A 12,388-nucleotide genomic window follows, 5' to 3' on the forward strand; every position below is an offset into this window, starting at 1 on the left:
TTATTTCTTTTCAAATTTTTCGGTATGCGTATAATTAGACGGATAAGCTCCAACTTGTAACAACATCGGACGAAGCACAAATTCAAAATCCAAAGCATCAACTTTGCCCATTTTGTTCAGGTGAAACTGCATAAATTCTTCACGTTGTGCTCGATTTTTCCAAACCGCACGGAAAGTATCAAAATGCCAATGTTCCAATTTCGCTTCCAAATCTTCGTCATTCCAAAAGCGCATCACCAAATCCTTTCCAACCAGCTTCACTTCTACTTTTCCATACGCCAAAGATTCGTATATCCCAACATATTCGTTCAAATTCAAACTCGGTTGGGTATTTTTCACACGCGCATTGTGAATTGCGTCTCTTGCTTCTTGCGCACGTTGGTATTGATTTTGATAATTCGTCAAAATGGTTTCGCTCCAATCTTTATCGGTTGAATTCAATTGATGATCGATTACCTGATAGGCAACTGCCGTTCCCAAACTATTGAAGGCATTTCCTGCCATCACAATTCCCAAATTCAATTCGGGAACCAAAAACATAAACGTATTGAATCCATCTGTCGCACCGCTATGCGTCCAAATTCGTTTTCCTTTGTAATCGAAAATCTGCCAGCCCAAACCATAACTCGATTGACTTGCCAAAGGATTGGACGAAGCAGTCGAAATTTGAGGTCGATGAATTTCGTTCATTGTTTTTTCGCTGATGATGACTTTGTCTTGAACGCTTCCCGAAGTTCCCAATTGCATCAACATCCATTTGTTCAAATCCGAAATCGAAGAATTCACGCCACCCGCCGGACCCGCATTGTCCCAATTTCTTCTCGGAATCGGAACGATTTTTCCATCGATTTCCTGATGCGGAAAAGCGACATTGGATTGTTTTTCCAATTCGGCAATCGTCGTTGTGGTGCGATTCATCCCAAGCGGTTGAAACAAACGTTCTTGTAAAAACTGGTCCCAAGTTCGGCCTTCGGTATATTCAATTACTTGTCCCGCCAAAGAATACATCACATTACTGTACACATATCCCGAACGAAAAGGTTCCTCAAAATCCATATAACGAACTTGTTTCAAAACTTCATCGCGCGAACTTTTGGTCATAAATTGCAAACGATTGCCCAAGATTCTGCCCAATCCAACACGATGAATCAAGGCATCACGAATCGTCAATTCTTTCGTTGCCCAAGGATCTCTGAACTGAAACCAAGGTATATGCTTCGTGATTTTATCGTCCCAAGAAATTTTGCCTTCGTCCACCAAAATCCCCAAAGCCGCTGCCGTCATATTTTTACTCACCGAAGCGATGCTGAACACCGTGTTTTCATCCACTTTATCGCCTTTCCCCAATTGTTTTTCACCAAAACCTTGGGCATAAATGACTTTTCCATCTTGCACAACACCAACCGCCATTCCCGGAATTTTCCAGTCGTTGCGGCTATTTTCCAACCATTGATCGAAATCTTTGGGCAAGGCATTTTGCGCCAAAAGAGAAAGAGAGACTAAAAAAACAAAAGCGACCAAAAACCTTTTGGATGTAGAGAAATTCATCATCTTATGCGGTATTAAATTCAATTTGCTGCCTAAAATAGGAAGAATTTTTTATTTTCAAGCGACGGAAGCCTTTCTGGATTGGGATTCAAAGTAAATTTAACCTAAAATTATGTCCAAATTAGTATTTTTGAACTGTACTGAATATGGGGAGCCTAAATTTAAATCTTAAATCTCAACCAATTATGCGTATTCATATTCTTTTATTCATAGGTTTCCTTACTTTACTAAGTTGTCAAAAGGAAAAATTTAATGTTGACCAATTCCATTCTATTATTCCTATTGTGGAAATCGAAGAACAGGAAGAGTGGGATAAAAATCCGAATTGGTTTCAATTAAAGGAAGGAGAAGGCTATCGTAACTATTTTCGCTACAATGATCATATTTATTTAGGATCTAGAAATATCAAAAATAAACCCATTGACGCAACTGCGAAGGATTTTTGGATTCTAAGTGGAACCGAATATGCCAAAGACAAATACTATTTTTTTCATCCTATTGGTACTTCTATTTGTGCCAATTCAAGAAAGTACGGATGTTATTGTTATTTTGAAGACTATATCATTGGAAAATTTAATGTCGATGATTTTGTGTATTTAGGAGAACAGTATATTTCCAACAAAGACAGTATTTATTTCAAAGGTGTGGTAATGAAAAATGTAGATGCTAAATCTTTCCAAATACATCAATTCGAAAACAAACCTAATGTAACTTCTTCTTTAACAGGCGAAGATGCTTTTGATAAATTTGCAACAGATAAAAACAATGTCTTTATGAATGACCAAATTCTGGATGAAATCAATTCAGAAGGTTTTTATTTAGAATATGATTCTATCAACACGCAATTCTTTATTGGTGATTCCACAAAGAAATACCAATATTTATTTTCAGGAATTTTGATAGAATCCAATTCATACAATTTCTGAAAGCATTATTAGTAAATTTGCAGTTCTGAATATACATAAAACATGAGCCTCAACATTTCTGCCCTAGCCATCAATGAAAACCTTCAAAATGAAGTAGAAAAACTATCCGACATTCTGGGATTTGAACTAGTTCTGGAAGAGGAAATTGATTTTGAAACCGCTTCTCAATCCTATTTGGAAGAGGAATTGATCGATGTGTATTTTGGTGAATTGGGGACCTTGGTCTTTTGTCACGAAGATTTATCGGTGAGTGAATCTTACAAACATCCCGATTTTCAGATTTTGACCTTCGCCCATTCGGAAATTAGTATGATTTCCTATTTGAATTATACCGAAAATGCGAAATCCAAACGAACGATCCTAGAATTTGAAGGAGAACGAAGCATCGACGAAGGAAATTTACTTCCCATCGAAGAAGAAGAAGAAATAGACACCGCAGAACTGATTTGGGCGCAATTTGAAGAAGTTTTCGGGGAATCCTTTTGGGATATCGATCCCAATGGGATTGTGCATCGTTTTCAACTCATCCGAAAACCAGAAAATACCAAAACCACAACTTCCGAATCGCCCAAAAAAGAATTCGATAAATTCGACTTTTCCATTCTGCTGAACCACGAAAAGCTAAAAACCGATTATTCCCAAGAAGAACTATTGGAATTGTTCAATCGGATGATTCGGTTCGCACAAGAACAAAAACTCCAAATCTTCCATCATCCCAATAATTACGAAGCAGGCGAAAACATTTTTCATAGGAATTTCTATTATTTGAAACAAGCGATTGCTTTAAATCCAACTTTGGAAGCATTGCTGCAAGAACGAATCCCAATGAACGCCTACAATGCTTTCGTTCGAATGCAAAAAGTGCAAATCAGTTCAACGGAAAACACACAAATGATGGAATTGATCCAAGCTTTACGCCCAATTACCTTAATCGATAAAACCGTTCAGACCGATAAATCTTGGTGGGAATTTTGGAAATAAATTTTATAATTTTAGGGTTGAGAAATCTGAAAATTCAATAAAAAATTCAACCATGAGCTCAGAAATGAATCAACTTCAACCCAAGGAAATCCTTTCAATTCTAGAAAAACGATTCCAAGACCATCCCAATCGTCATCCAAAAATTGAATGGTCCAAAATTGAAAAATCCTTAAATTCCAATCCAAAACTTCTCCAAGTTGTAACCAAAATGGAAATGACTGGAGGCGAACCCGATATCATCGCATTGGGCAAAAACCTATACTTTGTCGACTGTTCCAAAGAATCTCCCAAAGACAGAAGAAGTTTGTGCTATGATCAAGATGCATGGGAGAAAAGAAAACAACACAAACCCAGCTCAACAGTTGAGGCAGAGGCTGCCAATATCGGCGTGGAACTATTGACCGAAAACGATTATTTGGAATGGCAGAGATTCGGTCCTTTTGATGAAAAAACCTCCTCATGGATCGAAACGCCAAAAGAACTCAGAAAATTAGGGGGAGCTTTGTTTGGTGACCATCGATTTGGACGAACTTTTATTTACCATAACGGAGCCGATTCCTATTATGGATCTCGTGGCTTTCGTGGAAAAATAAAAATTGATTAACAGTCAAATTAGGGCTTATCCATTTCGTTTTTTGTAGTTTTGTTCGTTTTAATTTCAAAGCGAAAAACAATGTCTACCACAAAAAAATATCCGATCGATAAAATCACAACTCCTTTTCAAAAGTTCATCCAACAAGAAAAATCGGGTGGCTTGGTCTTGGGAATCAGTGTAGTATTGGCCTTATTTTTGGCAAATTCACCATGGGCAGAAAGCTATCACCATTTTTTTGAACACAAACTGGGATTTTTATGGGATGGCGAAACCTATTTCAATTTCAATCTGCACCATTGGATCAATGATGGATTAATGGCGATATTCTTTTTCGTCGTGGGATTGGAATTAAAACGAGAAATTATTGCAGGTGAATTGGCAAATCCTCGAAAAGCTCTTTTGCCCATTATAGCTGCTCTTGGGGGAATGATTGTTCCCGCATTGATTTATATTTCTTTGAATCCAGTCGGAGAAGTAAGTGCTGGTTGGGGAATTCCGATGGCAACCGATATTGCTTTTGCCTTGGGCGTTTTGTATTTATTAGGAGATCGAATTCCTCTTTCCTTGAAAGTTTTTTTAACGGCTTTGGCTATTGTCGATGATTTAGGAGCCGTTTTGGTCATTGCTTTTTTCTATACCTCTGAAATTTCCATGACCAGTTTAGGATTAGGTTTTTCATTTTTAGCCATTATGTATGCAGGAAATAAATTGGGCGTTCGTTCGAATCTATTTTATGCGATATTCGGAATTTTAGGAGTTTGGACTTGTTTCCTTTTATCAGGAGTTCATGCAACGATTGCGGCGGTTTTGGCTGCATTTACCATTCCAGCTGATGTACGTTTGAAAGAAAATACCTATGTGCAAAAAATTCAAAATCATTTGAAGAAATTTCAAGGAATTGATCCCAATGATCAAATCCCAACTTTGACCAACGATCAATTGCATATTCTAGATCATATCAAATCCGATACCCAGAAAGCCATCCCGAGTTTGCAACAATTGGAACATGCCATGCATCCGTTCGTGACCTTTTTTGTATTGCCCATTTTTGCTTTGGCCAATGCAGGAGTTTCCTTTTTGGACATCGAAATGGACCAAATTTTCAACACCCATGTTGCGCTTGGTGTAGCCTTAGGTTTATTGGTGGGAAAAGTTGTGGGTGTATTTGGCTTTACATGGATAGCTGCGAAACTTAAAATCGCTCCATTTCCAGCTGGAATGACACATCAAAACCTATTGGGTTTATCACTTTTAGCTTCCATTGGTTTCACCATGTCTTTGTTTGTCACTTCACTAGCATTCACGCATTCCGAATACGTTACCCAAGCCAAAATTGGAATTTTTGCCGCATCCCTAATTGGAGGGATATTGGGATTTTTACTTCTGAAACGAAATAAAGTAATTAAATAATTAACATACTGATTATTAGGGCATTCTACATTTTCAATTTGTATTTTATTGATTTTTTTTGTAGATTTGTAGTCCAAACTTACTTATCCTAATATTATGGCAAATTGCTTAGAATGTGGCGACAAGATCATTGGACGTTCAGACAAAAAATTCTGTAATGATGGTTGCCGAAACACGTACAACAACAAGCTGAATCGAGATTCTTCAGCTCTTATGAAAACCATTCATAAGAAACTTCGTAACAATTATAAAATTTTAGCAGATCTAAAATTTGTGGATGGCAAAATCAAAATCAAACAAGACAAAATCACGTCAGAAGGCTTTGATTACGACTACTTTACGCAAGTTAAATCTTACAAAAACGGGGCAGAATATCGTTTTTTATACGATATTGGATACAAAATTCTGGATGATGGCAACTTACTGGTTGTCAAAACTGAATCCTAAATTTAAGCATTATAAATTAAATTTCTAGGCTACAGCTTTTCCACGGCCTCTTTGGGGCTGGGAAAAATTGTACCGCTTCGAGGGTCGGATTGCTTTCCTCCAAATCCCATTCTTTCTGGAGATAATTCCTCTGACATCAACTTTAATTGTTGGATGTATTTCTCATCTCCAATCTTTTTCAGAGCCCAAATTGCTAATACTTTCTCAAAATTTGTGTGCAATTCACTTAGTTGTGAATCTATCAAATAGTTTTTGGAATTTTTGGATTTATCATTTCCCAATAATTGTATCGCCGAAACTCTTAAATGAAAATTCTCAGAAGTAACGAACTTTTCCAAGTCTTCAAATTTTACTGATAAATCCACCAAATAAGCGGTTTCCATCGCAGCATGTTGATGGTAAAAATTTTCAATTTCATTTTCTGAAAATCCTGCAGGATCCAAGGCTAAATAATAATCCACAAAATCATTGACTTGTCGTCTGTCAAATTTTTTATTTTTGATGTAATTCCAGATATTTTTATAGGTGAATTCGTAAATGTCTTGTGGTAAAATCGCTTTGTGATAACTATGTCTATAAGTTGCTTCTACAAAATGATCTTCGTCTAAGGCTGCGAAACCTGCTGTCGGTGTTGGCAAACTATAATTCCCTTTGTCATTTTTCTTAAGAAACAAATAATACAATTGGTCCTTTTTCAAACTAAAATTAGGCGCCTTATCCGAAACTCCAGTTGGACGGAATAAAAAATATCCATCAATGATCACATTGGCTTCGCGAATGTTTCCTCCAATGTTTTCCAAAATATACAAGGACATTTCCTCTCCCGAATTGGCGGTAATTTTTCCCAATACCAAATAATCTGATTGTTCTATTATTTCTTTTTGCCATGGCTCATCCCATGTTTGTGCTTTCAAGTTTGTAGGCAAACAACTAAATGCTAAGATGAAAATGAATGAGAATAAATATTTCATTTCTTAATTTTTATGAAATATAGGAAATTTTTCTAAAAAATGACTTGGCCTGGCGCAATTTCAATAGGAGATTTTCCTTTCTCAAATAATCTTGCAGTCAATGATCCTTTGAGGTTGATTTCACCATTTTGAACCTCTAGCCAACTACCTTCTCGTAAGCCCAAAACTGCTTGATCGTTGAAATGATGAAATTCTTGAATACGCATTTCTCTTGTTTCTCCTTTATGCGTCGAATTCGGATCTGGATCTAAATAATGCGGATTGATATTGAAAGGCAAAAATCCTAAGGCATCAAAACTTGGCGGATAAACAATGGGCATATCGTTGGTGGTTCCAATGGTCATTCCCGTTAAATTGCTTCCTGCACTACTGCCCATGTACGGTGTTCCGTTTGCGACGACAGTTTTCAAAGTTTCCATTAAATCCAATTCGTACAAAGTTTTCACTAACAAAAAAGTATTTCCACCTCCGACAAAAATGGCTTGTGCATTTTGAATAGCCGCTTTCGGATTCTCAAATTCATGAATTCCTCTCACTTCCACTCCTTTTTGCGCAAATGCTTTTTGGGGCGCAAGGGTATATTCTTCATAACTCAATCCAGATGGCCTAGCGTAGGGAATGAACAAAATTTCCGAAGCATTCAAAAATTCAACGGCTTCTTCTAAAATATATTCTAAATAACCGCTTCCATGAATGGTACTTGTACTAGCTGCTAAAATTCGATAATTCGGATGGATGTTCATACACTAAACTTGTCGTTAAATGAAGGTTTCTTTTCTGCAAATTTCAAACTTTTTTGTAGTTTCGTCTCCATAGACCTAAATTTTATGTGGAAAAAATCGCTTCTAACTGCTTTCAGCTTCATTCAACTAGGAATCTTTGCGCAAACCAACAACGATCCATTGTATATAAACTACAATTTCTTTCCTAGTCGAGATATGAAAAATTTTGACGGAAGTTCGACTTATAGTCAAATCGAAGCCAATTTATTTCTTCCTGGAATTAAAATTGGCGAAACAACTGAAATCTTCACCAATTTGAATTACAAATCCAATTCTTATGGAACGGAAGATTTACCAGAAGAGATTTTCCCAGAACAATTGCACGACATCCGTTTGGGATTCATCGTTCGACATAAAATTTCAGAGAATTGGGAAGCGATTTTAGCTCCGAGATTAAATGCTCGAACCGATTTCAAAGAGGAGTTTGGGAAACGCGATTTATTTCCGAGTGTCCATATGTTGGGTTTACGCACAGCTCCCAAAAATCCAAATTTAACTTACGGTTTAGGAATTAGCTATAACAACGAAGCCAAAAAGAACTTGGTGATTCCCTTGGCATTTTTGCAATACCAAGGCGAAGATTTCCGTGTGTATACCATCATTCCAAGTTTTTTTTATTTCTTAATGACGCCAACCGAGAAATTTGAATATGGACTTAGCGTCAATCTAGAAGCAGGATTATTTCACGTAGATCGCTTCAATATGGATGATTCTCCGAATTATTTAGCGATTCAAAACACTACCATTGCGCCAACGATTGGGTATAATTTTTTCAAAAATTTCTGGTTCAATGCCAAAGCTGGCTATGCAATTCCTGGAAAATACCATATGCTGGATGCTGATTTTGAAGTTTTGCCCGAATTTGAAAAAAATAATTTAAAAGGAGGATTTTATGCCAATGTTGGCGTGAGTATGCGATTAAAAAATCAACCTTAAGTTGAATTAAATTTTCATAAAATCTTCTTCCAACAAACGCTTCATTTGACCATGAACGATGGAGTCAGGAAGCAATCGGATCATTTGGTTTCTAGCAAGTGCTAAAATTGGATTGTCCAATTGTGCCACTTTTCCAGCCATCTCAGACTTATCGATGATGTATTGGGTTCGAGCCAATCGACGTTTTTCAAAATTGGAACAAGCCTTTTGCCAATCATGTTGTTTCAATTCTTCTTGTAAAACCGCCACATCTTCTATTGCCATACAAGCACCTTGACCCATATTGGGCGTGGTTGCATGGGCAGCATCTCCGAGTAATAAGATTCGATTGAAATGAAATATCGAAATCGGTTTGATGTCGACGATTGGTGTGCTGATCAATTCCTTTTCATTACTCAAATCCAACAATTCCCGAATCATTGGAAAATAAGAGTCAAACCGATTTTTTAATTCTTCTAAACTGAATTCTGGAATTCCATCTTTTAAGTTGGAATTGATGCATGCATACCAATAAATCCGATTTTCAGTCAAAGGCGAAATTCCAAATCGACCTTTCGTTCCCCAAACTTCCGTTCCTTCATGAAGTTGCATTTTTTCCCACTTAACGACCGAACGCCAACACCAATAGCCAGCATAACGTGGTTCTGAATTTGGAATCAAACTTTGTCTCAAAGTAGAATTCACGCCATCAGCCGCAATCACAAAGTCAAAATCAGAATGAGAACCGTCTTGAAAATAAAGCCTAACATTTTCATTATTTTGTTCAAATTGAATGATTTTTTTATCGGTCAAAATCAAATTCTCACCCAATTCTTTCACCAATAGTTGATGCAATTCAGCCCGATGAACCACAAAATTATCGGTATCATAGTTTTGTTTGATTCGGTCTGTAGCTGTTTTGTGGATGATTTTTTCTTGTGAATCAACAAGTTGAAACTGCGTCAAATGGTTGGAAATTTCTTTTACTTGATTTTCTAATCCTAACAATTCAAAGCCTTTCATGGCATTGGAAGCCAGTCCAATTCCGGCACCAATTCCTCTCACCTTCTCTGCCGCCTCAAAAACCACCACCTGAAAACCTAAATTTCGCAACATGATTCCAGCTGTTAATCCTGCGATTCCTGCTCCTACAATTCCTATTTTTAGGTTCGATTTCATCTCAACGAAAATACTTCTTAAATCGATGATTATCTATGATGTTTCTTAGGTAATCCAATTTATCCAAAAAATAAAATTATTTCTAATTATAGTTTCAGTTTGTTTAAGAACAATTTAATTTCTAATTTCTAATTTCTAATTTCTAATATCTAATAATTCTTACTTTCGCAGGATGAAAGTCATCAGTTACAATGTCAATGGAATTCGCGCTGCTATGCGCAAAGGTTTGAACGAATGGATCGCAGCAGCACAACCCGATGTTTTATGTTTGCAAGAAACCAAAGCCAATGAAGATCAGATTGCCGATGAAATGGCAGTTTTGACCGATTTGGGGTACCATTCGTATTGGCATTCTGCAACCAAAAAAGGATACAGTGGTGTTGCCATTTTGAGCAAAGAAAAACCTATGCATGTAGAATTTGGAACGGGAATCGACTACATCGATTTTGAAGGTCGTGTCATCCGAGCTGACTTTCCGAATTTTTCTGTGATTAGTGTTTATGTACCATCGGGAACGAATATGGACAGATTGGATTTCAAGATGAAATTCTGCCATGATTTCCTTATATACATTCGCGAATTGCGTATTTCACATCCGAATTTGGTGATTTGTGGAGATTACAACATTTGTCACGAAGCCATTGACATTTGGGATCCCATCAGAAATGCAAAAGTTTCGGGTTTCTTACCAATGGAACGCGAATGGCTTTCGAGTTACCTTCAAGAATGTGATTTGATAGATTCGTTTCGCTATTTCGTCAAAGAACCGCATCATTATAGTTGGTGGAGTATGCGTTTTCAAAGTGTTCGTTTGGAAAACAAAGGTTGGAGAATCGACTACAATATGGTCACTCGTCCTTTGGAAAAATACATGAAACGCGCTTTTATCTTACCCGAAGCCAAACATTCAGATCATTGTCCCGTTGGCGTGGAATTTGAATTTTAATTTTCAAATCATTCGTAATTGGAACAAAATTTGGTTTTCACCATTGAATTAAACATCAATTACATGGTGAAACTTTCCATTTAACCCTAAATTAACGAATGATGAAAAACAAAATTTGGATTTTAGCAATTGCATTTGCTGCAATTCTAGCTAGCTGTAACAACGATGATAACGGGAATTCTTCCGACACGGCTCAATTGGAATTGAGATTAACCGATGGACCTGCTGATTATGATGCGATTTTATTGGATATTCAACGTATAGAATTTAAATTAAACAATGAAGAAGGATTGGAATTTCCTTTTGCAAATCCTGGAATTTATGATTTATTGGAATTGAACAATGGTGTGGATTTATTGTTGGGAAACCATCATTTGCCCGTTGGAAATTTGAAACAAATGCGATTGATTTTAGGACCAAACAATACAATCATCGTCAATGGCGTGGAACATCCACTTCAAACACCTTCCGCACAACAAAGTGGACTGAAGTTCAATGTTAATCATATCCTAGAACCAGGAATGGCGTATAAAATGTGGATCGATTTTGATGCAGGAAAATCCATTGTTGAAACTGGAAATGGTGGCTATATTTTGAAACCTGTCATCCGAACTTTCACCGATTTAACAAACGGAATGATTGAAGGAAAAGTATTACCGATTGAATCTTTGACTACGGTTTATGCGATGCAAAATCAATCGGATACGATTGCGACCGCTTTGCCCAACTTAGATGGATATTTTAAATTCATGGGATTGCCAGAAGGAAACTACCGATTGGTTTTTGATGCGCAGAATCCAGCTTTTTCCGATAAAGAAATTAGTCCTGTAAGTGTTGTATTTGGACAAATCAACAACTTAGGCGATATTATTATGACTCCTTAAAAAATTAGGATATGTTTTTTTAGAAAAGATGAATTTCAATTGAAGTTCATCTTTTTTTTGTATTTTGGATAGATGAATTTCACCATTCCAAAACCTTGTCATGAAAATTGGGAAACTATGCTTCCCGAACAAAAGGGTCGTTTTTGTGAAGTATGTCAAAAATCTGTGTTGGATTTTACCAAAATTACTGACCAGCGAATTCTAGAAAATTTGAATCAATCAGAGGTTTGCGGGAAAATAACCTTAAAACAATTAGATAGAATTAATCAGAAAGAATCACAAAATCCTTTAGTACCAACTTCCTATATTTTTAAAATCTCCACGTTTCTAAGTTTTTTAACAACTCCAGTTTTATGTTATTCCCAAGAAAAGAATAAAATAGAAATAGTTGAAAAAAAGAATATTTCAGAGACCGAAATACCTACAACTGACTATTACATTTTCAAAAGTCAAGTAATAGATATTGATTCTTTTCCAATATCAGATGCTTATATTGAAGTTATGGACACAGATATTTTTGTTTTTGCAGATAGCGAAGGTATGTTTTCAATAAACATCCCAAATTGGATTGAAAATCCAATGCTTATTTTCGTAGAACCAACCAATCAGGAATCTTACACATTTCCTATCAACACCTTAAGCGACAAAATACAACTTAACAATCATCCAGAACTAGAATTATATGTTATGGGGTATTTCGTGAGAAAAAGAACCTTTGCTGGTAAAATTCTGCACACAATTTCCTATCCATTTCGAAAAATTGTTCAACTCTTGGATTAATGTCGAAAATTCAAATACTTAATT

Annotated in this window: 13 protein-coding genes; 9 read left to right on the forward strand and 4 right to left on the reverse strand. The window is 36.4% G+C overall.

Features of this window, described 5'->3' with window-relative positions:
- Positions 1-1,551, reverse strand: coding sequence for a serine hydrolase (locus tag ABID46_RS11520; protein WP_354510238.1), 1,551 nt, complete (start codon positions 1,549-1,551; stop codon positions 1-3).
- A gap of 182 nt (positions 1,552-1,733) precedes the next feature.
- On the opposite strand from ABID46_RS11520, the gene ABID46_RS11525 reads away from it, so the two are divergent.
- The 5 genes from ABID46_RS11525 to ABID46_RS11545 all read left to right on the forward strand — a co-directional run bounded on the left by ABID46_RS11525 (position 1,734) and on the right by ABID46_RS11545 (position 5,907).
- Positions 1,734-2,474 (forward strand): hypothetical protein, encoded by a 741-nt coding sequence (locus ABID46_RS11525; RefSeq protein ID WP_354510240.1) that lies wholly within the window; start codon positions 1,734-1,736, stop codon positions 2,472-2,474.
- A 42-nt stretch (positions 2,475-2,516) separates the two neighbouring features.
- On the forward strand, positions 2,517-3,455 hold the full coding sequence (locus ABID46_RS11530; RefSeq protein ID WP_354510242.1) for a hypothetical protein: 939 nt from the start codon (positions 2,517-2,519) through the stop codon (positions 3,453-3,455).
- Between the two features lie 52 nt (positions 3,456-3,507).
- Positions 3,508-4,059 (forward strand): DUF4256 domain-containing protein, encoded by a 552-nt coding sequence (locus ABID46_RS11535; RefSeq protein WP_354510244.1) that lies wholly within the window; start codon positions 3,508-3,510, stop codon positions 4,057-4,059.
- A 69-nt stretch (positions 4,060-4,128) separates the two neighbouring features.
- On the forward strand, positions 4,129-5,460 hold the full coding sequence (nhaA, locus tag ABID46_RS11540; RefSeq protein WP_354510246.1) for a Na+/H+ antiporter NhaA: 1,332 nt from the start codon (positions 4,129-4,131) through the stop codon (positions 5,458-5,460).
- A 96-nt stretch (positions 5,461-5,556) separates the two neighbouring features.
- Positions 5,557-5,907, forward strand: a complete 351-nt coding sequence (locus ABID46_RS11545) for a hypothetical protein (protein ID WP_354510248.1) — start codon at positions 5,557-5,559, stop codon at positions 5,905-5,907.
- A gap of 29 nt (positions 5,908-5,936) precedes the next feature.
- Here ABID46_RS11545 and ABID46_RS11550 read toward each other — a convergent pair whose 3' ends face one another.
- Together ABID46_RS11550 and pepE are read right to left on the reverse strand one after the other, a co-directional pair.
- On the reverse strand, positions 5,937-6,878 hold the full coding sequence (locus ABID46_RS11550) for a hypothetical protein (protein ID WP_354510250.1): 942 nt from the start codon (positions 6,876-6,878) through the stop codon (positions 5,937-5,939).
- A gap of 32 nt (positions 6,879-6,910) precedes the next feature.
- Entirely contained in the window at positions 6,911-7,621 is a 711-nt protein-coding gene (gene pepE / locus ABID46_RS11555) for a dipeptidase PepE (RefSeq protein ID WP_354510252.1), read from the reverse strand.
- 84 nt (positions 7,622-7,705) lie between these two features.
- On the opposite strand from pepE, the gene ABID46_RS11560 reads away from it, so the two are divergent.
- Positions 7,706-8,596: a DUF6268 family outer membrane beta-barrel protein gene (locus ABID46_RS11560; RefSeq protein ID WP_354510254.1), complete on the forward strand. Its 891-nt coding sequence runs from the start codon at positions 7,706-7,708 to the stop codon at positions 8,594-8,596.
- 6 nt (positions 8,597-8,602) lie between these two features.
- Here the strand turns inward: ABID46_RS11560 and ABID46_RS11565 are convergent, their stop codons facing one another.
- Positions 8,603-9,754, reverse strand: a complete 1,152-nt coding sequence (locus tag ABID46_RS11565) for an FAD-dependent monooxygenase (protein WP_354510256.1) — start codon at positions 9,752-9,754, stop codon at positions 8,603-8,605.
- Between the two features lie 172 nt (positions 9,755-9,926).
- Here ABID46_RS11565 and ABID46_RS11570 point away from each other — a divergent pair, with 172 nt between their 5' ends.
- The 3 genes from ABID46_RS11570 (at position 9,927) to ABID46_RS11580 (ending at position 12,364) form a co-directional block, all read left to right on the forward strand.
- Positions 9,927-10,700: an exodeoxyribonuclease III gene (locus ABID46_RS11570; protein WP_354510258.1), complete on the forward strand. Its 774-nt coding sequence runs from the start codon at positions 9,927-9,929 to the stop codon at positions 10,698-10,700.
- Between the two features lie 101 nt (positions 10,701-10,801).
- Positions 10,802-11,584, forward strand: a complete 783-nt coding sequence (locus ABID46_RS11575; RefSeq protein ID WP_354510260.1) for a DUF4382 domain-containing protein — start codon at positions 10,802-10,804, stop codon at positions 11,582-11,584.
- Between the two features lie 117 nt (positions 11,585-11,701).
- On the forward strand, positions 11,702-12,364 hold the full coding sequence (locus tag ABID46_RS11580; protein WP_354510262.1) for a hypothetical protein: 663 nt from the start codon (positions 11,702-11,704) through the stop codon (positions 12,362-12,364).
- Positions 12,365-12,388: the final 24 nt, after the last annotated feature.

Origin of the sequence: Moheibacter stercoris (assembly GCF_040545805.1) — a bacterium.
GTDB lineage: Bacteria > Bacteroidota > Bacteroidia > Flavobacteriales > Weeksellaceae > Moheibacter > Moheibacter stercoris.